A 24,966-nucleotide genomic window follows, 5' to 3' on the forward strand; every position below is an offset into this window, starting at 1 on the left:
TAAGCCTGTCCACGACGCAGTGCGCGTTTTTCAGCCTGCTGATCAGTGCGGGGTGAGGCGGTAACGCGTCACAGACTGCCAGCTGTCGCCAGGTTGCAGCCAGCAATCCGGCTGTGGCCACTCAGTATGGTTGGGCGAATCCGGTAAAAATTCACTTTCTAAGGCGATGCCCTGGAAAGCAGTATAGCTTCCCTGCTCACGGGCGCGTGTTCCGTCCAGATAGTTGCCGGAGTAGAACTGCAGCGCCGGGGCAGCGGTAAATACGCTCAGCTCCAGTTTGCCGTCAGCCGACCACAGTCGGGCCGCGGGCTGGCTGCTGTCACCTGCGGTATTCAGCAGAAACGCATGGTCATAACCTTTTACCGCTTTCTGATCGTCATCGGCGAGGAAGTCATCGGCCACGGTTTTCGGCTGGCGAAAATCGAAGCTGGTTCCCTCCACCGCTTTGAGCGGTGCATTGGGGATGCCTTCACTGTCGACCGGCAGATAACGGTCCGCCAGCAGTTGTAAGCGATGCTGGCGTGCATCACCATGATGCGCGTCAAGGTTGAAGTAAGCATGGTTGGTCAGGTTAACCGGGCAGGGCTTATCGGTGTGGGCCTCGTATTGGATCGACAGACAATTGTCGTCATCGAGGTGATAGCGCACATCCGCAATCAGATTGCCGGGGAAACCCTGATCGCCATCGGGCGAATTGAGGCGGTAATGCACCTCGGTTTCGCTCTGGCTGAGAATTTGCCAGCGGCGCTTATCAAATCCTTCCGGTCCGCCGTGCAGCTGATGTTTACCCTGATTGGCGACCAACGCCAGATGCAGCGGTTGCAGCGTGGCGTTGGCGATACGGTTGGCATAGCGGCCTACCGTCGCGCCGAGATAGGCGTCCTGATGCAGATAATCGGACGGCGTGGCGCAGCCGAGCAGCGCCTCACGCACGCTGCCATCCTGCATCGGCACTCGCGCTGAGAGCCAGGTCGCGCCCCAGTCCATAAAAGTCACTACCATGCCGTTGCGATTGCGTAATACGGTAATCCGCCACGGTTGTCCGTCCGGTGCATGTGATTGCACATCATTTACCATTGGCCCGCTCCTTCAGAAGCTTTGCACACGTAGAAGGTTTCTTTTATACCGGTTTTGGCTTCGTATTGTTTATCCACCGCTGTCCTGACCTGATCCACCAGATCGGTTGGCATCAGCGCCACGATACAGCCACCAAAACCGCCGCCGGTCATACGCGCACCACCGCGCGTCCCGATTTCAGCTTTGACGATCTCCACCAATTGATCAATCGGCGGCACGGTGATTTCGAAATCATCACGCATTGATGCGTGCGAGGCCGCCATCAGCTCACCCATACGGGTCAGATCGCCCGCGCTCAGGGCATCGGCGGCTTCCAGCGTGCGCGCATTTTCCGTGATCACATGACGCACGCGTTTGGCGACCAGTGGATCGAGTTGGCTCTCTGCGGCTGCGAACTCTTCCAGCGTGACGTCGCGCAGCGCCGGTTTGTTGAAGAAGCGTGCACCGGTTTCACACTGCTCGCGGCGGGTGTTGTATTCGCTGCCCACCAGCGTGCGACGGAAGTTGGAGTTGATAATCACCACCGCCACATCGGCAGGCATGGAAACCGCGCGGGTGCCCAGGGTACGGCAATCCAGCAGCATGGCGTGATCCTGTTTACCGAGCGCGGAGATCAGCTGATCCATGATGCCGCAGTTACAGCCAACGAATTGGTTTTCCGCTTCCTGACCGTTCACCGCAATGGCGGCGCCATCGAGCGGCAACTGCCACAGCTGCTGGAATACGGTGCCGACCGCCACTTCCAGCGACGCAGATGAACTCAGGCCTGCACCCTGCGGTACGTTTCCGCTGATCACCATATCCACGCCGCCGAAGCTGGCATCGCGTTTTTGCAGATGTTTCACCACGCCACGCACATAGTTGGCCCACATCGGCTCGGTTACTGGCTCAATCGGCGCATCCAGCGAGAAGCTGTCTTGCTGGTTGTCATAATCCACCGCAACCACACGGACCTGGCGGTCATCACGTTTGGCGCAGGCAATCACGGTTTGATAATCGATAGCGCAGGGCAGCACGAAACCATCATTATAGTCGGTGTGTTCGCCAATCAGGTTTACGCGGCCTGGTGCCTGAATACTGTGGCTCGGCTGATAACCAAATGTCTCAACGAAGGTCTGTTGTGTAATGGATTTTAATGACATTTATTGCGCCTCGCGGAAATGGACATCGCTGACAGAACGCAGGCGTTCTGCCGCCTGTTCTGCCGTTAAATCACGTTGGGTTTCGGCCAGCATTTCATAGCCAACCATAAATTTGCGTACCGTTGCTGATCGCAGCAGCGGCGGGTAGAAGTGAGCATGCAGCTGCCAGTGTTCGTTGGCTTCACCATTAAAGGGGGCGCCGTGCCAGCCCATTGAGTAGGGGAAGGAGCACTGGAACAGGTTGTCGTAACGGCTGGTCAGCAGTTTGATCGCCAGCGCCAGATCTTTACGCTGGGCGTCAGAAAGATCGGTGAGGCGTTTTACGTGTGCTTTTGGCAGCAACAGCGTTTCGAACGGCCATGCTGCCCACCAGGGCACCACTGCCAGCCAGTGATCGGTTTCCACCACCGTGCGGCTGCCATCTTTCAGTTCACGTGCGGCGTAGTCCACCAGCATCGGCGTGCCTTTTTCGGCAAAGTAACGGCGCTGATGTTCATCTTCGCGCTGCGCTTCGTTAGGTAAAAAACTGTTGGCCCAGACCTGGCCGTGCGGATGGGGGTTGGAACAGCCCATCGCCGCACCTTTGTTCTCGAATACCTGCACCCACGGGTAGTGCTGACCGAGGTCGGCAGTTTGTTCCTGCCAGGTGCGCACGATATCTTCCAGCGCGCTGAGCGGCAGCTCCGGCAGGGTTTTGCTGTGATCCGGCGAGAAGCAGATCACCCGGCTGGTGCCGCGTGCGCTTTCGCAACGCATCAGGACGTCGTCGCTCTCGGGGGCGTCCGGCGTGTCGGTCATCAGGGCGGCAAAGTCATTAGTAAAGACGTAGGTGCTTTTATAATCAGGGTTTTTATCACCGGTGATACGGGTGTTACCCGCGCAGAGGAAGCAATCGGGATCGTGTGCCGGCAGTTTTTCCAGTGCCGGTGTTTCCTGCGCGCCCTGCCACGGGCGTTTGGCACGATGTGGCGAAACCAATACCCACTGATCGCTCAGCGGGTTGTAACGGCGATGCGGATGATCGACCGGGTTAAATTTTTCCATGTGTGATCCTGGTAAAAAACAAACAGATAAAAATGACTTCGATCAAAGTAGCACAAAGGCCAGAGTGAAAGCGTGATCCAGTCTGGATAAATGGTATCGTTTACACAAGGTGACGATTCTCATTTTGTGGGTTTATCCGCTACGTTTGCTGAATAAGTGGGCGGTGAAATGGTAACGGTTACATTGAGGGTTCCGATTGCTTCGGGGTGGGTTGCTACCGGGCGGGTTTCGTTCGCTTGGGCACTGGTAGTTTCAGTTCGCCGGTGCGGCGACCGAGCAAAGGGGACCTGGCCGTCCCCTTTGCATTCCCCGGCCTTGCGCCGCCTTCCTCGCCGCTTCGCGGTCCCTTCGCTTACTCACGCTTCCGACGGACCGGCGTCGATTCGCTCCTGCTCAACGCCGCCTTTCGCCGCATCCATGCGGCTCATCCTGGAATCGTTCCCGCGCTCAGCGAGTCCGGATGGCGCTCACCCCACCGCTGCACCAGCGATGATTTTATGGGGTTTTTCTGTTGTTGTTTGTTTTTATGCGATGGGCTTCAGGCGGGCGGAACCTTCTCAGAGTTAAACCGCTGCTGGCGGACGGAACCTTCCTGGAGCCAAACCGCACGGTTTACCTTAATGACTCCTGCTGATACCCATACCCACCATCATCCTGCGCCACAAAACTCAAACGATGCGTGATGCACTGCGGCGCATCCTCGGCATGGTGCGAAACAAACAGCAACTGGGTGCGCCCCTCACCAATCAACACATCAACAAAGCGGCGTACCAGCTGGCGGTTGATCGGGTCCAGCCCCTGCAACGGTTCATCCAGGATCAACAACGCGGGATGTTTGACCAGCGCACGCGCAATCAGCACCAGCCGCTGCTGGCCCCACGACAGGCTATGGAAGGGCGCATCGGCCAGCGCGTTATCCATCCCCAGCAAAGCCAGCCACTGGCGCGCGAGGGATTTTTGTCGATCGGACACCGCCTGATACAGGCCAATTGAATCGAAGAAACCCGACAGAATCACGGTGCGCACATTCACGCTGACGCGATAATCAAGATGCAGGCTACTGCTGACATAACCAATATGTTGTTTGATGTCCCAGATGGTTTCTCCGCTGCCGCGCCGGATGCCGAACAGCGTTAAATCGTTGCTGTAACCCTGCGGATGGTCGCCGGTCACCAGGCTGAGCAGGGTGGATTTGCCTGCGCCGTTCGGTCCGACAATCTGCCAGTGCTCGCCAGGATTCACCTGCCAGCTCAGGCCGTTAATCACCGGTTTGTCGTTATAGGACACCACGCCGTTGCGCAGAATCACGCGTGGCGCATCATCTGCCAGCGGTGGCAACTGGTCAGGCGCATCGGCTTCCGGCAGCGCCATCCCCTCCAGCTTCTCGCTGTGCGCCAGCTGCGCCACCAGGGCTTCCGCCAGAATCGCGCGGCGCTCGCCAACGTGTGTCAGGGTACATTCCGCCAGCACGCCCACCTGCTGAACAAAATCAGGAATATCATCAAAGCGGTTCAGCACCAGCACGACGGTGTAACCCTGCTGATGCAGGTCACTCAGGGTTTGTGCCAGGCTGGCGCGGGATGCCACATCCAGGCCATCAAAGGGTTCATCGAGGATCAACAGGTCCGGCTGCGCCATCAGCGCCTGGCACAGCAGAGTTTTGCGGGTTTCGCCGGTGGAAAGATATTTGAAACGGCGGTCGAGCAGATAGCTGATGCCAAACTGCTGCGCCAGTGCCTGGCAGCGTGCTTCGTCCTTCACTTCATCCTGAATGATCTGCGCGGCGGTACGGCCGGTGTCATCTTCACCTTCGCTGAGCAAATCGGTGTTATTGCGCTCCCACTCTTCGGTCACCAGCTTTTGTAACTGCTCCAGCGATAAACGCGTTGGACGCTGAAAGTTATGGCTGACGCTGCCTTTGCCCGCTGGCAGCTCGCCTGACAGCGCACGCGCCAGCGAAGACTTGCCGCTGCCGTTGGCACCGACAAAGGCCCAGCTTTCGCCGCTGTTGAGGGTTAAATCGTTGAGGGACAGCACTCGGGTGTCGCTAAGACGAAACGTGCCTTGCGAAATTTGCAATGAAGCCATGATTTATTCCATTTTATGCATCGTGTCACTCAGTTGTAGCGACCGCTGCCAATGAAGTCAAATCATGGCCAGGATTTCAGAGCAGTGTGGCGATGATGGCGTGTTCTGCATTAAAACTGGCGGTGACGTTATCGCCTGCCTGCAGATTCTGCTGCGTCACTTCGCTGTTGGGGACGGTGGCGCAAAGGATTTCTCCCCCCGGTAACGCCATCAGTACTTCGCTCACCTGATCGCCGGGTTCGATGGCGGTGATCTGCACAGCCAGCTGATTATCTCCGCCGCTGGCCGCGTGGCTGACGTGAATCCACGGGGCCTTGATCAGCACCAGCACTTCTTTGCCGTTTTCCAGCTGTAGACGCTCAGCGCTGCGCTGGGTGAGTGCCACTTGCAGACGGGTGACGCCATCGCTCAGCAGCACATCAAGATGCTGCTGAACCTGCTGATGATCGCGCGTCAGTACCGTACCAAACAGCTGGTTGCGTGCACTGGTCTGCAACGAGAAACGGGCAATCGCCGCCAGCAGGCTATCGAGGGGCAGGCTGTCATTCTTCAATACATCAAAGGCTTTTTGCTGAATCTGCTCCATCAGCTGAAACAGCTGAATCAGACGTTCGCCGTAACGCGTCAGCTGCGCACCGCCGCCGCCTTTGCCACCGGTAGCGCGTTCCACCAGCGTTTGATCCGCCAGCCCATTCATTTCGTTGATGGCATCCCAGGCGCTTTTGTAGCTGATACCCGCCAGTTTTGCCCCCTGGCTAATGGAGCCGGTTTCCTGGATGCGCTTCAGCAGCTCAATACGACGTGGATCGGCAAACAACTTTTGTTGCAGACGAATATGAAGAGAGAGTTCAGCTTGCATGTCAGCTCCTTAGGTTAGTTTGTCGATTCTAATCAGCTGTTAAAGTAAAAGCACGAAAAGGGCATGGCACTTTATTCCCTGGACGTTACAATCACTTTTTTATTTTCTGCGTGAGGTTTCCATGCTGGAACTGCTAAAAAGCCTGGCCGTCGCCGTGATTATGGTGCCGATTGTTATGGCAATCATGCTGGGCCTGATTTACGGCCTCGGCGAAGTGTTTAACGTCATCTCTAAATTTGGCCGTCGCGAAGATCGTTCCGCCAACAGCTCACATTGATTTTCCAGCGCCCGCATCTTGCGGGCGTTTTGTCCTTAACTTCCATCAAATCCTGCCGATATAAAGCTCATGACAGCATCAAACCTTGCGTTGTAGTATTCAGTATATAACGTAACAAGGAGATAAAAATGCTATCAAAACATTACCGCTGGGGTGCCGTTGCCGTTCTGTCTTTCTCACTGACCGGACCGGCACTGGCCGCAGATAAAATCACCGTGTTTGCTGCGGCTTCACTGACCAATGCGTTGCAGGAAATTGGCACGCAATATCAGAAACAAACCGGCGTTGAAATTGTGTCGTCCTTCGCTTCTTCGTCCACGCTGGCTCGCCAGATTGAACAGGGCGCGCCAGCGGATCTGTTTATTTCTGCCGATCAGCAGTGGATGGATGATGCGGTGCAGAAAAAGAGCGTGATCGACAACACGCGCTATACCCTGCTGGGCAATGACCTGGTGCTGGTGGCTCCGCGCAGCAACAGCGCCAAAGCCGTCACTATCAATGAAAAAACCGACTGGAAAAGCCTGCTGAAAGGCGAGCGTCTGGCGGTGGGCGATCCGGATCATGTACCGGCCGGGATTTACGCCAAAGAAGCCTTACAGAAGCTGGGCGCGTGGGACACCTTAGCGCCGGTATTGGCACCCGGTAATAGCGTGCGTGCTGCGCTGGCGCTGGTAGAACGTAATGAAACGCCTTACGGCATCGTGTACGGTTCTGATGCGGTAGCCAGTGATAAAGTCCAGGTTGTCGGTCGTTTCCCGGAAGATAGCCACAAACCGGTGGAATATCCGATGGCGATTGTCAAAGAACATCAGCGCGCGCCGGTTGAGGCCTTCTACAAATATTTGCAGGGGCCGGAAGCCGCCGCAGTGTTTAAACAGTATGGATTTACGCCGAAGAAATGATATTGAGTGATCCTGAATGGCAGGCGGTGTTTCTCAGCCTGAGAGTTTCCTGCGTGGCGGTGCTGTGCAGCCTGCCGTTTGGCATCCTGATGGCCTGGATTCTGGCGCGCTGCCAGTTTCCAGGCAAAACCCTGCTGGATAGCCTGATCCATCTGCCGCTGGTGCTGCCACCGGTGGTGGTGGGTTATCTGCTGCTGATTTCCCTCGGACGCCGTGGCTTTATTGGCCAATGGTTGTATGACTGGTTCGGCATCAGTTTTGCTTTTAGCTGGCGCGGTGCGGTGATTGCCGCGGCGGTGATCGCGTTTCCGCTGATGGTGCGGGCGATTCGCCTGGCGCTGGAAGGCGTCGATACCCGGCTGGAACAGGCGGCGCGCACCCTGGGGGCGGGGCGCTGGCGCGTATTTTTCACCATCACCTTACCCCTGACTTTTCCCGGCATTATTGTCGGCACGGTACTGGCTTTTGCCCGCTCGCTGGGCGAATTTGGTGCCACTATCACCTTTGTCTCCAATATTCCCGGCGAAACCCGCACCATCCCGTCAGCGATGTTTACCCTGATTGAAACGCCCGGGGCGGAAAATGCCGCCGTACGGCTGTGTGCGGTGGCGATATTGCTGGCGCTGTTGTCGCTGGTGGCATCGGAGCTGCTGGCACGCTGGGGCCGTAAGCGGCTGGGGGTGTAATGCTGACACTTAATTTTTCCCAGCAGCTGGGCAATCACCAGCTGGATGTGGATGTCGATATTCCTGGCAAGGGCATCACCGCTATTTTTGGTGTTTCTGGTGCCGGTAAAACCTCGCTGATTAATGCCATTGGTGGCTTAACGCAGCCACAACGTGGGCACATCAAACTGAACGAGCGGCTGTTGTTTGATGCCGATTCCAGCCTGAACCTGCCGCCTGAAAAGCGCCGCATCGGTTATGTGTTTCAGGATGCTCGCCTGTTCCCGCATTACAGCGTGCGCGGCAATCTGCAATATGGCATGGCGGCCGCGATGAAGCCGCAGTTTGATAGCCTGGTGGCGCTGCTGGGCCTGGAACCGTTGCTGCGCCGTGCGCCGTCTTCTCTGTCGGGGGGTGAGAAACAGCGTGTGGCGATTGGCCGTGCACTGCTGACCGCACCGGATATCCTGCTGATGGATGAGCCACTGGCTTCGCTCGATCTGCCGCGCAAACGTGAGCTGATGCCTTATCTGCAAAAGCTGGCGAAGCAGGTGGATATTCCATTGTTGTATGTATCGCACAGCCTCGACGAGATCCTGCAACTGGCGGATAACGTGCTGGTGCTGGACAGCGGCAAAGTGAAAGCCTTTGGTTCGCTGGAGAAGGTATGGAGCAGCGCGGCCATGCGTCCGTGGCTGCCGGTGAGCGAGCGCACCAGCGTGCTGCGGGTGCAGGTGCTGGAGCAGCATCCCGATTACCCGATGACCGCATTGTCGCTTGGCGATCAACATATCTGGGTCAGCCGGGTTAATCAGCCGCTGAAAACCGTGTTGCGCATTCGCATTGCGTCTGCCGATGTCTCGCTGGCGTTACAACCGCCGCAAAACACCTCGATCCGCAATATCCTGCCCGCGCAAGTGGTGGAGTTACTGGAGATTGACGATCAGGTGGAGGTGAAGCTGCGCATCGGCATCAGCGAGTTGTGGGCGCGAATCTCGCCGTGGGCGCGGGATGAGCTGGGCATCCGGCCAGATCAGTGGCTGTATGCCCAGATTAAAAGCGTGTCGATAACCGCGTAAGGTGCAAATGCATGCCTTTGTAGCGGCGCGATTTATCGCGCGGATGTTATGACGTCGCGAATTACAGAATTTCCTGGTAAATCACTTCGGCAATGCCGGGCTCCAGATTGGTGCCAATCACCTTGCCGGCGCGCGCTTTAATTGCGTCGTCGGCATTGCCCATCGCCACACCCAGCCCCACTTCTTCCAGCATGCTGAGATCGTTGTAGTTATCACCGAACGCCAGCACATCTTTCATGCTCAGACCCTGGCTTTCCACCCATTGCGCGAGACGCTTACCTTTACTATTGCCGCGCTGGGCGATATCCACCTGATCGTGCCACGACCATTCACAGGCCAGCCCCAGTTCGGCTTCGGTCTGCTCAGCGAATTGTTGTAATGCGCGCGTGTCAGGATGGGACAAGGCGAATTTCCAGATCGACTGCGCATCATGCGCTGCCTGTACCAGGCTGGGTACGTGCAGGAAGGTCGGACGCTGTTGCGGTGGCAGCGATTCTGCCCAGTTGAGGGTACGCGTGACATGGCCGGTCGGCTGCTGATAAAGCATCGCGTCATCAACATACAGCAGGCCGTGAATGTTCTGCTCATCAAGCATTTCAATCACGCGTACTGCCTGTGATTTTTCCAGCGGATCGGACGCCAGCACTTTTTTTGCCTGATAATCATACAAATAGGTGCCGTTGCAACAGATTGCGGGTGTATCCAGTTGCAGCGCCTGATAAAAAGGGTGGATGGCACAATGGTGACGACCGGTGACGATCAGCACTTTGACGCCAGCCTGCTGTGCGCGGGCCAGCGCTTCAAGGGATTCAGGCAGAATAGTTTTACGCGGGGTCAGCAGGGTGCCGTCGAGGTCAAGGGCGATTACGCGGTAGCTCATTACTCTTTCCGTCTGGAGTTACAAAGTAAACAGTCTACACCGGGCAACAGCTCTGAGACAAAAAACAGGGCACAAATGATTCCAGCGCGGCCAAATGAAACGCGCTACAGTGATACCCTTTCAGCAAGCCGAACAAGGAGAACGCATGAAACAAGTCGTGTATACCGCCAGCCCCGAGAGCCAGCAAATCCATGCCTGGCAGTTACAGGAAGATGGCGTGCTGACGTTATTGCAGGTGACGGATGTTGCCGGTCAGGTGCAGCCGATGGTGGTCAGCCCGAAGAAAGATTTCCTCTATGTCGGCGTGCGTCCGAATTTCCGTGTGCTGGCCTACCGCATCGCCGCTGATGGCTCGCTCAGCGAAGCGGGTGAAGCCCCACTGCCAGGTAGCCCGACACATATCTCCACCGACCGTCCCGGCAACTACCTGTTCTGCGGTTCCTACAACGATGCCTGTGTCAGCGTCAGCCCGATTGGCAGCGATGGTTTGCCGCAGGCCCCGAGCCAGGTGATTGGCGAGCTGGATGGCTGTCACTCCGCCAATATTGATGTGAAAAATCAGACACTGTTTGTTCCGGCGCTGAAGCAGGACCGCATCTGCCTGTTCCAGCTGAACAGCGATGGTTCTCTGACGCCACGCCCGCAAGCGCAGGTGACGACGGTGGAAGGGGCGGGGCCGCGTCATATGGCGTTCCACCCGAACGGCGACTACAGCTATTGCGTGAACGAGCTGGATAGCACCGTTGACGTCTGGGCCTTAAGCAATGCGCATGGCGAAGTGGAACGCGTGCAGAGCCTGAACATGATGCCTGCCGATTTCACGGGCACCCGCTGGGCAGCGGATATCCACCTGACGCCAGATGGCCGTTTCCTGTATGCCTGCGACCGTACCAGCAGCATCATTACGGTGTTCAGCGTCAGCGAAGACGGCGGGCTGTTGACCCTTGAAGGCTTCCAGCCGACGGAAACTCAGCCACGTGGCTTTAACATCGACCACAGCGGCAACTACCTGGTGGCGGCGGGCCAGAAATCTCACCATATCGAAGTGTACAAAATCAGCGACGATCGTGGTTTGCTGACGCCGCTGGCGCGCTATGCGGTTGGACAAGGCCCGATGTGGGTGGTGATTCACCAGTTGGATTAAGTGCTTGCGCGATAAATTGCACCGCGACAGGCGGTGCATGTTTTTGTAGCGGCGCGATTTATCGCGCTGTTTTTATATCACTGGAAATGATGCGGAAAATCCAGCGCATCACGCACCGCGTCGGTGAGTTTCGTCAGTTCGGCGGCGGAAATCACATACGGCGGCATCAGATAAATTAAGCGTCCGAACGGACGTATCCATACACCACGCTCGACAAAGAACTGTTGCAGCGCGGCCATATCCACCGCCTGGTGGGTCTCAATCACGCCAATAGCTCCCAGCACGCGCGCATCCGCGACGGCGGGATGGTTGCGCAGTGGCAACAACGCCGCACGCAGCTGCTGCTCAATGGCGGGCACCTGTGTTGACCAGTGGCCCTCATTAATCATCGTCAGACTTTCGACTGCGACCGCGCAGGCCAGCGGATTACCCATAAAGGTCGGGCCATGCATAAAGCAGCCTGCCGCGCTACGGCTGATGGTGTCCGCCACTTCGCGGGTGGTCAGGGTGGCGGAGAGCGTCATGGTGCCGCCGGTCAGCGCTTTCCCCAGACACAAAATATCCGGTGTGATCCCGGCATGTTCACAGGCGAACAATTTTCCGCTGCGGCCAAATCCGGTGGCGATCTCATCAGCAATCAGCAGCAAACCGTAGCGATCGCACAGTTCACGCACCTGTTGCAGATAACGCGGATGATAAAAACGCATGCCACCTGCACCTTGCACAATAGGTTCGAGGATCACCGCCGCAATCTGCTGATGATGCTGCTCCACCAGACGGGCAAAATCAGCGAAATCCTCCTCCTGCCACGTCTCGTCAAACCCCAGCTGTGGTGCGTTGGCGAACAGATGCTCCGGCAGATAACCGCGCCACAGGCTGTGCATTGAGTTGTGGGGATCGCACACCGACATCGCGGCAAAGGTATCGCCGTGATAACCGCGTTTCAGGGTGAGGAATTTTTGCCGGGTTTCGCCGCACCCGAGCCAGTATTGCAACGCCATTTTCATCGCCACTTCAACGGCGATCGAACCTGAATCGGCGAGGAACACGCATTCAAGCGACTCGGGCGTCATTGCCACCAACTGACGACACAACGCCACGGCGGCCGGGTGGGTAATACCACCAAACATCACGTGTGACATTTGGCTGATTTGCGTCTGCATCGCCTGGTTGAGGCGCGGATGGTTATAACCGTGAATCGCGGCCCACCAGGACGACATACCATCCACCAGTTCGCGTCCATCAGCCAGCTGGAGCTGGCAGCCGTGCGCCTCAACCACCGGGTAGCAGGGCAGCGGATCGTGCATCGAGGTATAGGGATGCCAGATATGGCGGCGATCAAAATCGAGGTCGTCCTGAGTGAACATAGGTGTTGTAAACCAAAAATAAAAAATATAGTTTACAAGTATAACCACGTTAATCGTCGGGATGAACCCTTTTTTTGGAGCAAAGCAATGGCACATCGCTGGACACTGGCACAAGCCCAGGCACTATTCGATAAACCTTTCCTTGAGCTAATGTTTGAGGCGCAACAGGTACATCGTCAACATTTCGACCCGCGTCAGGTGCAGGTCAGTACGCTGCTGTCGATCAAAACCGGTGCCTGCCCGGAAGACTGCAAATATTGCCCGCAGAGCGCGCGCTACAAAACCGGTCTGGAATCTGAACGGCTGATGGAAGTGGAAGCGGTACTGGAATCGGCACGCAAAGCCAAAGCGGCCGGTTCCAGTCGCTTCTGTATGGGAGCGGCGTGGAAAAATCCCCATGAGCGCGATATGCCTTATCTGGAGCAAATGGTGCAGGGCGTGAAGGCGATGGGCATGGAAACCTGTATGACCCTCGGCACGCTCGACAACAGCCAGGCACAGCGTCTGGCCCATGCCGGACTGGATTTCTACAACCATAACCTCGACACCTCGCCAGAGTTTTACGGCAACATCATCACCACGCGCAGCTACCAGGAACGCCTGGATACGCTGGATAAAGTGCGTGGTGCCGGAATCAAAGTTTGCTCAGGCGGCATCGTTGGTCTGGGTGAAACGGTGAAAGATCGCGCCGGTTTGCTGGTGCAGCTGGCAAACCTGCCGACGCCGCCGGAGAGTGTGCCAATCAACATGCTGGTGAAGGTCAAAGGTACGCCGCTGGCTGACAACGATGATGTGGAGCCATTCGATTTTATCCGCACCATCGCCGTGGCGCGCATCATGATGCCATCTTCTCATGTGCGCCTGTCGGCAGGTCGCGAGCAGATGAGCGAACAGACCCAGGCGATGTGCTTTATGGCCGGGGCGAACTCGATCTTCTACGGCTGCAAGCTGCTCACCACGCCGAACCCGGAAGAGGACAAAGATCTGATTCTGTTCCGTAAACTGGGGCTGAATCCGGAGCATACCGCTACCACCGCCGGTGACAACGAGCAGCAGTATCAGCTGAGTGAACAGTTGCTGCACGCCGATACCGCGCAGTTCTACAACGCGGCGGTGTAATGAGCTGGTCGCAACGCATCGAACAGGCGCTGGCTGAGCGGCGCGCCGTTGATGGCTGGCGTCAGCGCGTGCGCGTTGAGCACAACAACGTGCGCGAACTGACGGTCGCCGGGCAGCGCTATTGTCACTTTTCCAGTAACGATTATCTCGGCCTGAGCCAGCATCCGGCGGTGATTGCCGCCTGGCAGCAGGGGGCCGCGGAGTCGGGTGCCGGGGCAGGGGCATCGGGTCATGTCACCGGCTACAGCCGCCATCATGCACGGCTGGAAGAGGAACTGGCTGACTGGCTGGGCTATCGGCGAGCGTTGCTGTTTATCTCCGGTTTTGCCGCTAATCAGGCGGTGATCCATCTGCTGGCAGAGAAACCGGATCGCATCCTTGCAGACAAGCTGGCGCACGCCTCATTGCTGGATGCCGCCAGCCACAGTCCGGCACTGCTGCGGCGTTTTGCCCATAACCAGCCGCAAAGCCTGGCAAAGCTGCTGGCAACGCCGGTTGAAGGCAACACGCTGGTGGTGACAGAGGGGATATTCAGCATGGATGGCGACAGCGCACCGCTGGCGGAGATCGCTGCGGCTACGCGGCATGCAAGTGGCTGGCTGCTGGTGGATGATGCGCACGGTATCGGCGTAACCGGTGCACAGGGGCGTGGCAGCTGCTGGCAGCAGCAGGTGCGGCCGGAACTGTTGATCGTCACCTTTGGCAAAGGCTTCGGCGTCAGCGGGGCGGCATTGCTGTGCGATGACGCCACTGCCGACTATGTTGAGCAATTTGCCCGTCATCTGATCTACTCCACAGCGATGCCACCGGCGCAATGTTGCGCGTTGCAGGCCGCATTGCAGCAAATTCAACAGGGTGATGAATTGCGTGCACGCCTGCACGCCAATATCGCCCGTTTTCGCGCCGGTGCGGCCGATCTGCCGTGGCAACTGATGCCGTCGTCCAGCGCTATTCAGCCATTGCTGGTGGGTGAAAATAGCGCAGCGCTGGCGTTATCACAGCAACTGAAGGCGGCGGGTTGCTGGGTCAGCGCCATTCGTCCGCCTACCGTCCCGCCGGGCACTGCACGGTTGCGCGTCACCTTAACCGCTGCGCATCGCCCGGATGATATTGATCGTCTGCTGGAGGCGCTGTATGACGCTGCAGGTCAATAAACAGGCGGTTGCGCAGGCGTTTGGACGTGCTGCGCAGCATTACGAACAGCATGCCGAGCTGCAACGTCAGAGCGGCGATGCGTTGCTGGCACTGGCTCCGGCGGGGTTTGGTCCACATTTGCTGGATGCCGGATGCGGTACGGGCTGGTACAGCCGTTACTGGCGCGATCGTGGACGCGAAGTCACCGCGCTCGATCTGTCGCCAGACATGCTGGCGAGTGCGGCGACACAGCACTCGGCGCAGCATTATGTGCAGGGTGATATTGATGCATTACCGCTGCCGGATGCCTGTGTCGATGGCGTGTGGAGCAATCTTGCGGTGCAGTGGAGCAGCGATCTGCGCACCGCTTTGCAGCAGTTTTTACGCGTCACCCGACCGGGCGGCACGGTGCTATTTTCCACGCTGTTGGCGGGTTCGCTGCACGAGGTGCATCAGGCCTGGGCGCAGCTGGATGGGCGTCAGCACGCCAACCGTTTCCTCAGCGCAGCGCAGATTGCCGCGGCCACTCATGATCTCGCGCTAAATCACACGCAGCAGACCATCACGCTGCATTTTCCCAGCGCGCTCAGTGCGATGCGTTCATTGAAAGGCATTGGTGCGACCCATTTGCATGATGGGCGGCCGGGAGGATTGCTGACGCGGGCACAACTGGCCAGGCTGGAGCAGGTCTGGCCGCAGGATGAGGCGGGCTATCGCCTCAGTTATCACCTGATGTTTGGAGTATTAACACCATGAAACGCTGGTTTATAACGGGCACCGATACCGAAGTGGGAAAAACGGTGGCCAGTGGGGCGCTGTTGCAGGCGGCCAGTGCTGCCGGATTGACGACAGCAGGCTACAAGCCCGTGGCTTCTGGCTGTGAGGTCACCAGTGAGGGAATTCGTAACAGCGATGCGCTCGCCTTGCAGCGTTACAGTTCGCTGGCGTTGCGTTATGAGCAGGTTAATCCGCTGGCGTTTATCGAACCTACCTCTCCACATATCGTGAGTGCGGAAGAGGGGCGACCGATTGATTTTGCTCAACTGTCTGCCGGGTTGCGCCAGCTGGAACAACAGGCGGAATGGGTGCTGGTGGAGGGCGCGGGCGGCTGGTTTACCCCGTTGTCAGCTACCCAGACCTATGCGGATTGGGTGATTACTGAACAACTGCCGGTGATTCTGGTGGTGGGAATTAAGCTTGGCTGCATCAACCATGCGATGCTGACGGCCGCTGCGGTGCGTGCCAGTGGTTTACCGCTGGCTGGCTGGATTGCCAATGATATTCAGCCGCCGGGGAAACGTCACCAGGAGTATCTGGCCACGCTGCGTCAGCGTATTGATGCACCCTGCCTCGGCGAAATTCCGTACCTGACGGATGACGCACAGCAGGCAGAGTGTGGTCGCTTCCTGACGCTGCCACAGTAAAAACCTCAGGTCACCGTCAGCCACTTGTTGATGGTGACATCATCCAGCTGTGCCACTTTGCCCTGCGCCACGTTACGACCCCGATGCAGCAGCAGAAAGTAGTCAGCGACGCGGCGAATAAAGGAGACATGTTGCTCCAGCAGCAGGATGGTCAGGCCATAATCACGGTTAAGACGGCGGATTAAGTTGCCCATTTCCTCTTCGAGCCAGGGTGACATCCCTTCGGTCGGTTCGTCGAGGATTAACAGCTTCGGTTGCAGCACCAGCGCACGCGCCAAAGCCAGCTGCTGTTGCTGATCCATCGGCAGCTCGCCACTGCGCTGGTGACGCAGTGAATAGAGCGCCGGGAACAAATCAAACACCATTTCCGGGATAGCGCGGCTGCGTTCATCCTGTGCTGCCATCAGTGCAATCAGCAGGTTATCTTCCACGCTCATCTGCGAAAAAATGTGACGCCCCTGTGGCACATAGCCAATGCCCATCCGTGCGCGCTGTTCTGCCGGTTGCAGCAATAAATTTTCGGGCGGCGAGCCATCTTCCTGCCACGTCATCGAACCGCTATTGATCGGCAGCCGTCCCATAATGCAATTGACCAGCGTGGTTTTTCCCATCCCCGGGCTTCCCAGCACGCCTGTGCAGGTGCCGGGTGGCAGATCCAAATCCACATCCCACAGAATATGGTTTTGACCGTAAAACTGATTCACCGAACGTAAACTCAGCATCTGACATTCTCCTTCCAGATAATTAGCCTGAATGCTTCCGCTCTGTGTCGTCTGGCAAACAGTCAAACACGATTCATCATTGCCACTCTCACCATCAGTGAGTTGCTACAAATGCTCTCTCGACAAACTTGCAATTCTCAGGCCAGGTTGCCGATGCGATGAAAAATGCATCAGTGACGGGCAAAAATCAGGCTTAAAAGTTGAGTAACGCTTAATAATTCCACGGGGTAATAAAATGACTGCACTTTAGCGGTGCTGAATGCTTAACGATTCTGGTGCAGGTGATCTGGCATAAGGCAGAACCGGCAGGCATAAGTGGTCTTATTTACTGGAAATTTCATCCAGCAGACCTTCTCAGCACGGAAAAAGAATAGTTAATGCCGGGCGGATTGTGAGAAAAAAAATCGCAAAAAAAATTTTTTTCGCACGTCAGGACAAGCCGGAGAAAATTATGCACAGGCGATGGGGGCGGGGCTGCCATCAGTTATCCACCATTCCTGTGGATAACCTTGTGTATTAGAGACTGAAAACAGAGCGCAAGCGAGGAAATACGCGGGCTGCATACATTATGATGAGAAACTGGGCTTTTTGATGATAATCAAACAAATCAACAGGTTATTTAAAAGCAAGCCTGAGAATTATCTTGCTGGTCATCAGACTGTAATTTTATGACGCTCTATTGACAAATGTTAAAAGCATCACCTTTCTGGGGATAACCTTACGCCACAAGGTGTTACCAGAGGTGGCTGAAATTGCACTGCTGCGAGCCGCGACGCCTCCCCGTAATCGTGCAACATATATGTAAATATATCCAGTATTTTTTTCTGGCAAATTCGCGCGGGCAGAGTAGAATTAGCAGCCTGCCCGCCGACTTCTCCAGCAGGAACCGCAAAACCATGAGTAAAGCCTTTAAACTCAACTCCGCATTTAAACCATCAGGGGACCAGCCTGAGGCGATTCGTCGCCTGGAAGAGGGACTGGAGGATGGCCTCGCGCATCAGACGCTGCTGGGGGTAACCGGTTCGGGAAAAACCTTTACCGTGGCCAATGTGATTGCCGATCTTAATCGGCCGACCATGGTGCTGGCGCCTAACAAGACGCTGGCGGCCCAGCTTTACGGCGAGATGAAAGAGTTCTTCCCCGATAACGCGGTGGAGTTTTTTGTCTCCTACTACGACTACTACCAGCCTGAAGCGTATGTGCCCAGCTCTGACACCTTTATAGAAAAAGATGCATCGGTGAATGAGCATATTGAGCAGATGCGTCTGTCGGCTACCAAGGCTCTGCTGGAGCGGCGTGATGTGATTGTGGTGGCGTCGGTCTCGGCGATTTATGGTCTGGGTGATCCCGATCTCTACCTGAAAATGATGCTGCATCTGACGCGCGGCATGATCATTGATCAACGCAGTATTCTGCGCCGTCTGGCGGAGCTGCAATATGCCCGTAACGATCAGGTGTTCCAGCGCGGCACCTTCCGTGTACGCGGCGAGGTGATCGATGTCTTCCCGGCCGAATCTGACGATATTGCGTTGCGGGTGGAACTGTTCGATGAAGAAGTGGAGCGGCTGTCGCTGTTTGACCCGCTCACCGGCCAGGTGGTTTCGGTGGTGCCGCGTTTTACCGTCTATCCCAAAACCCACTACGTCACGCCGCGCGAACGTATCCTGCAATCGATGGAAGAGATCAAAAAGGAGCTGGTGGTTCGTCGTCAGGTGTTGCTGGAAAATCACAAACTGCTGGAAGAACAGCGTATTACCCAGCGTACCCAGTTTGACCTCGAAATGATGAATGAGCTGGGTTACTGCTCCGGTATCGAAAACTATTCGCGTTATCTCTCCGGGCGCGGCCCCGGCGAGCCGCCGCCGACGCTGTTCGACTACTTACCGGCCGATGGTCTGTTGGTGGTGGATGAATCTCACGTCACCATTCCGCAGATTGGCGGTATGTATCGCGGTGACCGCGCGCGTAAAGAGACGCTGGTGGAGTATGGTTTCCGCCTGCCGTCAGCGCTGGATAACCGTCCGTTGCGCTTTGAAGAATTTGAAGCGCTGGCGCCGCAAACCATCTATGTTTCGGCCACGCCAGGTAACTACGAGCTGGAGAAATCCGGGAACGAGGTGATTGATCAGGTGGTGCGTCCAACCGGCCTGCTCGATCCGATCCTTGAAGTGCGTCCGGTGACGACGCAGGTGGATGACCTGCTGTCAGAAATCCGCAAACGCGTCGAGATCAATGAACGTGTCCTGGTCACCACCCTGACCAAACGTATGGCAGAAGATCTGACCGAGTATCTGGAAGAACACGGTGAGAAGGTGCGTTATCTGCACTCGGATATCGACACGGTGGAGCGTATGGAGATCATTCGCGACCTGCGCCTGGGTGAGTTTGACGTGCTGGTGGGGATTAACCTGCTGCGTGAAGGGCTGGATATGCCGGAAGTGTCGCTGGTGGCGATTCTTGATGCCGATAAAGAAGGTTTCCTGCGCTCCGAACGTTCACTGATTCAGACCATTGGCCGTGCCGCACGTAACATCAATGGTAAAGCGATTCTGTATGCTGACAGGATCACCAACTCAATGGCGCGCGCGATCGAGGAAACCGAACGCCGTCGTGAGAAACAGCAGCGCTATAACGAAGAAAACGGCATCGTGCCGCAGGGCCTGAACAAAAAGATCACCGATATTCTCGAACTGGGTAAAAACGTGGTCAAAACCCGTGGCAAGGGCAAAACGGCGTCGCGTACCGCCGCTGAAGCCGAGGCCAGTTATCTGGCGCTCACGCCACAGGCGATGCAGAAGAAAATTCACGAGCTGGAAGGGCAGATGCAGCAGCACGCGCAGAATCTGGAGTTTGAAGAGGCGGCGCGGGTACGCGATCAGTTGCATGAACTGCGCGAGCTGTTTATCGCCGCCTCATAATGCCGCTACGGAATGTACCGCAATTTTCAGGTCAAAACGCCTGGATGGCATGTTCCAGTGCCACGCGCAGCAGCTGGCGGTCATGTCGATATTTAATATCGGCGGCCTCCAGCGGTTCGCGCACGATTAAACGCTCCTCCACACCGCGAATATCCGCCGCCGGGCTGACGATCACGGCATCAATCACCCGTTTACCAATCGCTTTTTCCATGATCGCCAGTTTGTCCGCCACGGTCAGGCTGGCCGCTGCCGGGCTGAGTTCACGGCCAAGATTACCGATAAATACCATGGTCGCCGGGGTGCGGCGCAGTGCGCGCGCCATTTCTTCCATCAGCAGAATCGGCATCAGGCTGGTGTAGAAACTGCCGGGGCCAATCAGGATCAGATCCGCTTCGGCAATCGCGTCCAGCGCTTCACGGGTCGGGACCACATTAGGATGCAGCATCAGCTCCTGCGGGGCCTGCTGCATCTCATCAATCGCGGTTTCGCCGTACACCATATTGCCTTCATCATCCTGGGCCACCAGATCGACAGGCTGTTCGGACATCGGAATCAAAAAGGCATCAACTTTCAGCAGGTTGCGAATGATGTTGATGGCTTCCAGCGGCCGCACGCTGAGATGGTCAAGCGCTTTCAGGATCAGGTTGCCGAGGTTGTGACCGGCCAGTTCGCCATTACCGGTGAAGCGATATTCAAACATCGCTGAGGCGACACTCGGTTCGGTGATCAACTGGTTGATGCAGTTACGCATATCGCCCCAGGCAATGCCGCCTTCTGAACGGCGGATGCGTCCGGTCGAACCGCCGTTGTCGGTGGTGGTAACAATACCGGTCAGACGCGAGCCAAGCGGTGCCAGCGCAGACATCACACGACCCAGACCGTGCCCGCCGCCCAGCGCCACCACACGATCCAAATCTGCCAGGGTACGATTCATGTTGCTCCTTATGACTGACGCCCCATCGTTGAGCAGCAGTTAAACTGATATGTATCAAAATCTGTCGGCTATTTTAACGTATCCTGTCGCGAAAATGCGGTGAAAAAACGTTATGTATCAGTATATATAGCGAAAATCCTTGATGGAAGCGAACAACAAATCGCGCTAACATTCAGGCAACCGTGTTGCTTTGAGTCGCAACATACACTCTAGCCTGTGTACCTAAGTCTTCGGATACGGTGCCCAGGCCGCAGCCTTGAGCTGCCAGGGTGCAGAAAGAAATGACTGCATCTCCCGTATTTGGAAAGGTGTTCAGGTGTCACAATTTACAGATAGCTACGCGCGCAGCTTTTATTATCTGCGCTTGTCGGTCACGGACGTGTGTAACTTCCGTTGTACCTATTGCCTGCCCGAGGGCTACAAACCTCAGGGAACGCGCAATAAAAGTTTTCTCTCGCTGGATGAAATCCGTCGTGTGACGCGCGCTTTTGCCGCCGCGGGCACTGAAAAAGTGCGCCTGACGGGTGGCGAACCCTCCTTACGTCGTGATTTCACCGACATCATTGCCGCAGTGCGCGAAAATGACGCCATTCGTCAGATTGCTGTCACCACCAACGGTTATCGCCTGGCGCGTGATGTCCGGGAATGGCGTGCTGCCGGGCTGACCGCCCTTAATGTCAGCATCGATAGCCTTGATGCCCGCCAGTTTCACGCCATCACCGGGCAGGATAAGTTTCATCAGGTCATGGCCGGGATTGATGCCGCTTTTGAAGCCGGTTTTGCCCAGGTGAAAGTCAACAGCGTGCTGATGCGCGATGTCAACAGCCACAGCCTCGACACTTTTCTCCAGTGGATCCGTACCCGACCGATCCAGCTACGTTTTATCGAGCTGATGGAAACCGGGGAGGGCAGCGATCTGTTCCGCCGTCACCATATCTCGGGTGAGGTGATCCGCGACCAGCTGCTGATGCAAGGTTGGCAGCGTCAGCCGCGCGGCCGTAGCGATGGCCCAGCGCAGGTGTTTCGCCATCCCGATTATCAGGGTGAGATCGGCCTGATCATGCCGTATGCCAAAGATTTTTGTGCCAGCTGCAATCGCCTGCGCGTGTCGGCGATTGGCAACCTGCATCTGTGCCTGTTTGGTGACGGCGGGGTTCCGCTGCGCGATCTGCTGGCATCCGACGATCAGCAGAGCGAACTACAGGCCCGCATTGCACACAGCCTTGGGCAGAAAAAGCAGACGCATTTTCTGCATCAGGGCAACACCGGTATTACACAAAATCTTTCCTTCATTGGTGGCTAACAAAGGAGTTATGGCCATGGGTAAATCTTCCGGCGACTTTGTTGCCATCAACGCTGCGGTGCTGACCGTTTCTGACAGCCGTGATGCCAGTAACGACACCTCAGGTGATTATTTGCGTGAGGCACTGACCGAAGCAGGACATCAGGTGGTTGATCACGCGATCGTCGCGGATAACCGTTATCGCATTCGCGCCACAGTGTCGAGCTGGATCGCCAGTGAAGATGTTCAGGTGGTGATCGTCAACGGCGGTACCGGTTTTAACAGCAAAAACAGCACGCCAGAAGCGCTGCTGCCGCTGTTTGATCGCGAGATCGAAGGGTTTGGCGAACTGTTCCGCATGATCTCATACGAAGAGATCGGCAGCGCCACCTTGCAGTCACGCGCGGTGGCAGGCATGGCAAATCAGACGCTGATCTTTGCCGTACCCGGTTCCAGCAACGCCTGCCGCAGTGCCTGGGAACGCATTATCGTCGATCAGCTGGATGCGCGTACCCGTCCCTGTAATTTTGTCTCTCATTTGAAGAAGTTGTAAGCATGTCCTCGTTAACCCATATCAATGCCGCTGGCGAAGCCCATATGGTGGATGTCTCCGGCAAAACCGAAACGGTCCGTGAAGCTCAGGCGGAAGCGCTGGTGCTGATGAAACCGGAAACGCTGCAAATGATCATTGATGGCAGCCACCATAAAGGCGATGTGTTCGCGACGGCGCGCATCGCGGGTATTCAGGCCGCCAAGCGGACCTGGGAGCTGATCCCGCTGTGCCATCCGCTGATGCTCAGCAAAGTCGAGGTGACGCTGGTGGCTGAGCCGGAGCACAGCCGGGTGCGCGTGACCTCGCGTTGCCGCCTCACCGGCAAGACCGGTGTCGAAATGGAAGCGCTGACCGCCGCCTCGGTCGCGGCGCTGACCATCTATGACATGTGCAAAGCGGTACAAAAAGACATCGTCATCGATCAGTTGCGTTTGCTGAGCAAAAGCGGCGGCAAATCCGGTGATTTTCAGGCGGTGCAGCATGATTAAGGTACTGTTTTTTGCTCAGGTCCGTGAGTTGACCGGCACCAGCGCGCTGGAACTGACGCCTGAATACGCCGATGTGGCGGCATTGCGCCATGCGCTGGCAGCGAAAAACGATCGCTGGGCGCTGGCGCTGGAGTCAGGCAAATTGCTGGCGGCGGTCAATCAAACTCTGGTGCCGATGAGCCACCCGCTGCGTGCCGGTGATGAAGTGGCTTTTTTCCCACCGGTGACCGGAGGTTAATGATGGAAACCCGCATTCGTGTCGGCCACGAGGCGTTCAGCGTGGCAGAGGAGTATGCCTGGCTGTCAGCGCATGACAGCGATGGGGCGGTCGTGACCTTCACCGGCAAAGTCCGCAATCACAACCTCGGTGACAGCGTGGCCGCGCTGACGCTGGAACATTATCCGGGCATGACGGAGAAAGCGCTGGCTGAAATCGTTGCTGACGCCCGTCAGCGCTGGGCGCTGCAACAGGTATCGGTGATTCATCGTGTCGGAGCGTTATTTCCCGGCGACGAAATCGTGTTTGTCGGTGTCAGCAGCGCGCATCGCAGCACCGCCTTTGCCGCGGCCGAGTTCATCATGGATTACCTGAAAACCCGTGCGCCATTCTGGAAGCGTGAAGCGACCACCGCAGGTGAGCGCTGGGTGGATGCGCGTGATAGCGACCATCAGGCAGCGGAACGCTGGAAGTAACGCGCAAAACCGTCCGGCTCTGATGGCGGCAGGCCACTGAAAACGTTAAGGTAAGGTTTTTGTTTGCGTCAGGGAACGAGATGAAAACCACCGTGATCTTCAAACGTGCCGCGTTACTGGCCTTGCTGGTGCTGGCGGGTTGTAGCACTGAAAAGCCACCGCAGGCTCCGGTGCGCCAGCCAACGGACGTCAAGGCGCAAATCCGCCAGCTGCTGCCCAGCCATGTTACGCAGAAAGCCGACTGGGCCGATGATATCTACACGGCCTTTCGCACCCAACAGCTTGATCCCAGCGTCAGTAACCTGTGCGCGGTGATCGCCATCGCCGATCAGGAATCCAACTTCAGCGCGGAAGCCGCTGTGCCGGGGCTACCGAAAATCGCCTGGGGCGAAATCGATCGCCGCGCGGCGAAGCTGCATATTCCCGCTTTCGTGGTGCGTACCGCGTTACTGATTAAATCACCCAACGGTGAAAGCTATGCTGCGCGTCTCGACAAAGTCCGTAGCGAGAAAGATCTGAGCGCCATCTTTGATGACTTTATCGATATGGTGCCGATGGGACAAAAATTGTTCGGCAACCTCAACCCGATTCACACCGGGGGGCCGATGCAGGTCAGCATCGCCTTTGCTGAGGCGCACGCTAAAGGCTATCCGTGGCCGGTGGACGGCTCGATTCGCCGTGAAGTCTTTACCCGACACGGCGGCATGTATTTTGGCATCATGCATCTGCTGGGCTATCCGGCGGATTACTCCGCGCCACTCTATCGCTTTGCGGATTTCAATGCCGGATGGTACGCCAGCCGCAACGCGGCGTTCCAGGCGGCAGTGTCGCGCGCCAGTGGCATCAAACTGGCGCTGGACGGTGATTTAATTCAATACGGTAGCGATGCCGCCGGATCAACCGAGCTGGCGGTGCGCACGCTGAGTAAGCAGCTGGATATGAGTAACCGGGAAATTCGCCGTGACCTGGAGAAGGGGGAGCAACCCGGCTTCAGCGACAGCGTGCTATGGAAACAGCTTTTCACCCTGGCGGACAAAATGGCGGGCAAACGTCTGCCGCGTGAAATGCTGCCGGGCATTAAGCTGGAAAGTCCTAAAATTACCCGTAATCTCACCACGGCGTGGTTTGCCCAGCGTGTGGATAGCCGTTATCAACAGTGTTTGACGCGCCGTTGA

25 protein-coding genes and 1 riboswitch are annotated in these 24,966 nt (G+C 56.8%); of the genes, 16 read left to right on the top strand and 9 right to left on the bottom strand.

The features are described 5' to 3' along the window. Positions 1 to 42: 42 nt before the first annotated feature. The 5 genes from galM to modE form a co-directional block, all read right to left on the bottom strand. A complete protein-coding gene (gene galM, locus CUN67_RS05700; protein ID WP_208714365.1) occupies positions 43 to 1,077 on the bottom strand; it encodes a galactose-1-epimerase in 1,035 nt (344 codons plus the stop codon). Beyond that, on the bottom strand, positions 1,071 to 2,219 hold the full coding sequence (gene galK, locus CUN67_RS05705; protein ID WP_208714366.1) for a galactokinase: 1,149 nt from the start codon (positions 2,217 to 2,219) through the stop codon (positions 1,071 to 1,073). The genes galM and galK overlap by 7 nt, the downstream gene beginning before the upstream one ends. Beyond that, on the bottom strand, positions 2,220 to 3,263 hold the full coding sequence (galT, locus tag CUN67_RS05710) for a galactose-1-phosphate uridylyltransferase (RefSeq protein ID WP_208714367.1): 1,044 nt from the start codon (positions 3,261 to 3,263) through the stop codon (positions 2,220 to 2,222). It abuts the gene before it with no gap. Positions 3,264 to 3,875: 612 nt separating this feature from the next. After that, positions 3,876 to 5,351: a molybdate ABC transporter ATP-binding protein ModF gene (gene modF / locus CUN67_RS05715; RefSeq protein WP_208714368.1), complete on the bottom strand. Its 1,476-nt coding sequence runs from the start codon at positions 5,349 to 5,351 to the stop codon at positions 3,876 to 3,878. A gap of 76 nt (positions 5,352 to 5,427) precedes the next feature. Beyond that, positions 5,428 to 6,210 (bottom strand): molybdenum-dependent transcriptional regulator, encoded by a 783-nt coding sequence (gene modE, locus CUN67_RS05720; RefSeq protein WP_208714369.1) that lies wholly within the window; start codon positions 6,208 to 6,210, stop codon positions 5,428 to 5,430. A 121-nt stretch (positions 6,211 to 6,331) separates the two neighbouring features. Here modE and CUN67_RS05725 point away from each other — a divergent pair, with 121 nt between their 5' ends. The 4 genes from CUN67_RS05725 to modC all read left to right on the top strand — a co-directional run bounded on the left by CUN67_RS05725 (position 6,332) and on the right by modC (position 9,133). Further along, the gene (locus tag CUN67_RS05725; protein WP_208714370.1) at positions 6,332 to 6,487 is read left to right on the top strand and encodes an AcrZ family multidrug efflux pump-associated protein; all 156 of its coding nucleotides are present in this window, start codon (positions 6,332 to 6,334) and stop codon (positions 6,485 to 6,487) included. Between the two features lie 128 nt (positions 6,488 to 6,615). Continuing rightward, positions 6,616 to 7,389 carry a molybdate ABC transporter substrate-binding protein gene (gene modA, locus CUN67_RS05730; protein WP_208714371.1) on the top strand — a complete coding sequence of 258 codons (774 nt, stop codon included), beginning with the start codon at positions 6,616 to 6,618 and terminating at the stop codon, positions 7,387 to 7,389. Continuing rightward, positions 7,386 to 8,075, top strand: a complete 690-nt coding sequence (gene modB, locus CUN67_RS05735) for a molybdate ABC transporter permease subunit (protein ID WP_208714372.1) — start codon at positions 7,386 to 7,388, stop codon at positions 8,073 to 8,075. Before modA ends, modB begins: the two co-directional genes overlap by 4 nt. Continuing rightward, positions 8,075 to 9,133, top strand: a complete 1,059-nt coding sequence (modC, locus tag CUN67_RS05740) for a molybdenum ABC transporter ATP-binding protein ModC (protein ID WP_208714373.1) — start codon at positions 8,075 to 8,077, stop codon at positions 9,131 to 9,133. The genes modB and modC overlap by 1 nt, the downstream gene beginning before the upstream one ends. 61 nt (positions 9,134 to 9,194) lie before the next feature. Here the strand turns inward: modC and CUN67_RS05745 are convergent, their stop codons facing one another. Then, on the bottom strand, positions 9,195 to 10,013 hold the full coding sequence (locus CUN67_RS05745) for a pyridoxal phosphatase (RefSeq protein WP_208714374.1): 819 nt from the start codon (positions 10,011 to 10,013) through the stop codon (positions 9,195 to 9,197). Between the two features lie 145 nt (positions 10,014 to 10,158). Between CUN67_RS05745 and pgl the strand changes: the two genes are divergently transcribed. Then, positions 10,159 to 11,157 (top strand): 6-phosphogluconolactonase, encoded by a 999-nt coding sequence (pgl, locus tag CUN67_RS05750; protein WP_208714375.1) that lies wholly within the window; start codon positions 10,159 to 10,161, stop codon positions 11,155 to 11,157. Between the two features lie 77 nt (positions 11,158 to 11,234). On the opposite strand, the gene bioA is transcribed toward pgl, so the two are convergent. Beyond that, positions 11,235 to 12,524: an adenosylmethionine--8-amino-7-oxononanoate transaminase gene (gene bioA / locus CUN67_RS05755; protein ID WP_208714376.1), complete on the bottom strand. Its 1,290-nt coding sequence runs from the start codon at positions 12,522 to 12,524 to the stop codon at positions 11,235 to 11,237. A gap of 87 nt (positions 12,525 to 12,611) precedes the next feature. Here bioA and bioB point away from each other — a divergent pair, with 87 nt between their 5' ends. The 4 genes from bioB to bioD are packed head-to-tail and all read left to right on the top strand — an operon-like array spanning position 12,612 to position 16,201. Beyond that, the gene (gene bioB / locus CUN67_RS05760; protein ID WP_208714377.1) at positions 12,612 to 13,643 is read left to right on the top strand and encodes a biotin synthase BioB; all 1,032 of its coding nucleotides are present in this window, start codon (positions 12,612 to 12,614) and stop codon (positions 13,641 to 13,643) included. Further along, positions 13,643 to 14,797, top strand: coding sequence for an 8-amino-7-oxononanoate synthase (gene bioF / locus CUN67_RS05765; RefSeq protein ID WP_208714378.1), 1,155 nt, complete (start codon positions 13,643 to 13,645; stop codon positions 14,795 to 14,797). Before bioB ends, bioF begins: the two co-directional genes overlap by 1 nt. After that, positions 14,778 to 15,533 carry a malonyl-ACP O-methyltransferase BioC gene (gene bioC, locus CUN67_RS05770; RefSeq protein ID WP_208714379.1) on the top strand — a complete coding sequence of 252 codons (756 nt, stop codon included), beginning with the start codon at positions 14,778 to 14,780 and terminating at the stop codon, positions 15,531 to 15,533. The genes bioF and bioC overlap by 20 nt, the downstream gene beginning before the upstream one ends. Then, positions 15,530 to 16,201: a dethiobiotin synthase gene (gene bioD, locus CUN67_RS05775; RefSeq protein ID WP_208714380.1), complete on the top strand. Its 672-nt coding sequence runs from the start codon at positions 15,530 to 15,532 to the stop codon at positions 16,199 to 16,201. Before bioC ends, bioD begins: the two co-directional genes overlap by 4 nt. A gap of 5 nt (positions 16,202 to 16,206) precedes the next feature. Here the strand turns inward: bioD and CUN67_RS05780 are convergent, their stop codons facing one another. Then, a complete protein-coding gene (locus CUN67_RS05780; RefSeq protein ID WP_084873567.1) occupies positions 16,207 to 16,923 on the bottom strand; it encodes an ABC transporter ATP-binding protein in 717 nt (238 codons plus the stop codon). Positions 16,924 to 17,819: 896 nt separating this feature from the next. On the opposite strand from CUN67_RS05780, the gene uvrB reads away from it, so the two are divergent. Continuing rightward, on the top strand, positions 17,820 to 19,841 hold the full coding sequence (gene uvrB / locus CUN67_RS05785; protein ID WP_208714381.1) for an excinuclease ABC subunit UvrB: 2,022 nt from the start codon (positions 17,820 to 17,822) through the stop codon (positions 19,839 to 19,841). Positions 19,842 to 19,872: 31 nt separating this feature from the next. Here uvrB and CUN67_RS05790 read toward each other — a convergent pair whose 3' ends face one another. Continuing rightward, a complete protein-coding gene (locus CUN67_RS05790) occupies positions 19,873 to 20,775 on the bottom strand; it encodes a gluconeogenesis factor YvcK family protein (protein WP_208714382.1) in 903 nt (300 codons plus the stop codon). A gap of 193 nt (positions 20,776 to 20,968) precedes the next feature. Continuing rightward, positions 20,969 to 21,101, top strand: a riboswitch (molybdenum cofactor riboswitch). Between CUN67_RS05790 and moaA the strand changes: the two genes are divergently transcribed. The 6 genes from moaA to CUN67_RS05820 all read left to right on the top strand — a co-directional run bounded on the left by moaA (position 21,092) and on the right by CUN67_RS05820 (position 24,966). Continuing rightward, a complete protein-coding gene (gene moaA, locus CUN67_RS05795; protein ID WP_208714383.1) occupies positions 21,092 to 22,078 on the top strand; it encodes a GTP 3',8-cyclase MoaA in 987 nt (328 codons plus the stop codon). Its footprint overlaps the riboswitch before it by 10 nt. Before the next feature lie 16 nt (positions 22,079 to 22,094). After that, on the top strand, positions 22,095 to 22,610 hold the full coding sequence (gene moaB / locus CUN67_RS05800) for a molybdenum cofactor biosynthesis protein B (RefSeq protein ID WP_208714384.1): 516 nt from the start codon (positions 22,095 to 22,097) through the stop codon (positions 22,608 to 22,610). 2 nt (positions 22,611 to 22,612) lie between these two features. Beyond that, positions 22,613 to 23,098: a cyclic pyranopterin monophosphate synthase MoaC gene (gene moaC / locus CUN67_RS05805; protein ID WP_208714385.1), complete on the top strand. Its 486-nt coding sequence runs from the start codon at positions 22,613 to 22,615 to the stop codon at positions 23,096 to 23,098. Next, positions 23,091 to 23,336 (top strand): molybdopterin synthase sulfur carrier subunit, encoded by a 246-nt coding sequence (gene moaD / locus CUN67_RS05810; RefSeq protein ID WP_208714386.1) that lies wholly within the window; start codon positions 23,091 to 23,093, stop codon positions 23,334 to 23,336. Before moaC ends, moaD begins: the two co-directional genes overlap by 8 nt. Positions 23,337 to 23,338: 2 nt before the next feature. Continuing rightward, on the top strand, positions 23,339 to 23,791 hold the full coding sequence (gene moaE, locus CUN67_RS05815) for a molybdopterin synthase catalytic subunit MoaE (RefSeq protein WP_208717077.1): 453 nt from the start codon (positions 23,339 to 23,341) through the stop codon (positions 23,789 to 23,791). An 80-nt stretch (positions 23,792 to 23,871) separates the two neighbouring features. Continuing rightward, positions 23,872 to 24,966, top strand: a complete 1,095-nt coding sequence (locus tag CUN67_RS05820; protein ID WP_208714387.1) for a DUF1615 domain-containing protein — start codon at positions 23,872 to 23,874, stop codon at positions 24,964 to 24,966.

This window comes from Pantoea cypripedii (assembly GCF_011395035.1).
GTDB lineage: Bacteria > Pseudomonadota > Gammaproteobacteria > Enterobacterales > Enterobacteriaceae > Pantoea > Pantoea cypripedii_A.

What these genes read in the sequence shown, in the direction of transcription:
- modE (WP_208714369.1), bottom strand. Translation starts at nt 6,210, where the DNA reads ATGCAAGCTGAACTCTCTCTTCATATTCGTCTGCAACAAAAGTTGTTT.
- modC (WP_208714373.1), top strand. Translation starts at nt 8,075, where the DNA reads ATGCTGACACTTAATTTTTCCCAGCAGCTGGGCAATCACCAGCTGGAT.
- modF (WP_208714368.1), bottom strand. Translation starts at nt 5,351, where the DNA reads ATGGCTTCATTGCAAATTTCGCAAGGCACGTTTCGTCTTAGCGACACC.
- uvrB (WP_208714381.1), top strand. Translation starts at nt 17,820, where the DNA reads ATGAGTAAAGCCTTTAAACTCAACTCCGCATTTAAACCATCAGGGGAC.
- pgl (WP_208714375.1), top strand. Translation starts at nt 10,159, where the DNA reads ATGAAACAAGTCGTGTATACCGCCAGCCCCGAGAGCCAGCAAATCCAT.
- bioD (WP_208714380.1), top strand. Translation starts at nt 15,530, where the DNA reads ATGAAACGCTGGTTTATAACGGGCACCGATACCGAAGTGGGAAAAACG.
- galK (WP_208714366.1), bottom strand. Translation starts at nt 2,219, where the DNA reads ATGTCATTAAAATCCATTACACAACAGACCTTCGTTGAGACATTTGGT.
- bioB (WP_208714377.1), top strand. Translation starts at nt 12,612, where the DNA reads ATGGCACATCGCTGGACACTGGCACAAGCCCAGGCACTATTCGATAAA.
- moaB (WP_208714384.1), top strand. Translation starts at nt 22,095, where the DNA reads ATGGGTAAATCTTCCGGCGACTTTGTTGCCATCAACGCTGCGGTGCTG.
- bioC (WP_208714379.1), top strand. Translation starts at nt 14,778, where the DNA reads ATGACGCTGCAGGTCAATAAACAGGCGGTTGCGCAGGCGTTTGGACGT.
- galT (WP_208714367.1), bottom strand. Translation starts at nt 3,263, where the DNA reads ATGGAAAAATTTAACCCGGTCGATCATCCGCATCGCCGTTACAACCCG.
- bioA (WP_208714376.1), bottom strand. Translation starts at nt 12,524, where the DNA reads ATGTTCACTCAGGACGACCTCGATTTTGATCGCCGCCATATCTGGCAT.
- moaD (WP_208714386.1), top strand. Translation starts at nt 23,091, where the DNA reads ATGATTAAGGTACTGTTTTTTGCTCAGGTCCGTGAGTTGACCGGCACC.
- galM (WP_208714365.1), bottom strand. Translation starts at nt 1,077, where the DNA reads ATGGTAAATGATGTGCAATCACATGCACCGGACGGACAACCGTGGCGG.
- CUN67_RS05790 (WP_208714382.1), bottom strand. Translation starts at nt 20,775, where the DNA reads ATGAATCGTACCCTGGCAGATTTGGATCGTGTGGTGGCGCTGGGCGGC.
- moaE (WP_208717077.1), top strand. Translation starts at nt 23,339, where the DNA reads ATGGAAACCCGCATTCGTGTCGGCCACGAGGCGTTCAGCGTGGCAGAG.
- modA (WP_208714371.1), top strand. Translation starts at nt 6,616, where the DNA reads ATGCTATCAAAACATTACCGCTGGGGTGCCGTTGCCGTTCTGTCTTTC.
- bioF (WP_208714378.1), top strand. Translation starts at nt 13,643, where the DNA reads ATGAGCTGGTCGCAACGCATCGAACAGGCGCTGGCTGAGCGGCGCGCC.
- CUN67_RS05820 (WP_208714387.1), top strand. Translation starts at nt 23,872, where the DNA reads ATGAAAACCACCGTGATCTTCAAACGTGCCGCGTTACTGGCCTTGCTG.
- CUN67_RS05780 (WP_084873567.1), bottom strand. Translation starts at nt 16,923, where the DNA reads ATGCTGAGTTTACGTTCGGTGAATCAGTTTTACGGTCAAAACCATATT.
- CUN67_RS05725 (WP_208714370.1), top strand. Translation starts at nt 6,332, where the DNA reads ATGCTGGAACTGCTAAAAAGCCTGGCCGTCGCCGTGATTATGGTGCCG.
- moaC (WP_208714385.1), top strand. Translation starts at nt 22,613, where the DNA reads ATGTCCTCGTTAACCCATATCAATGCCGCTGGCGAAGCCCATATGGTG.
- modB (WP_208714372.1), top strand. Translation starts at nt 7,386, where the DNA reads ATGATATTGAGTGATCCTGAATGGCAGGCGGTGTTTCTCAGCCTGAGA.
- CUN67_RS05745 (WP_208714374.1), bottom strand. Translation starts at nt 10,013, where the DNA reads ATGAGCTACCGCGTAATCGCCCTTGACCTCGACGGCACCCTGCTGACC.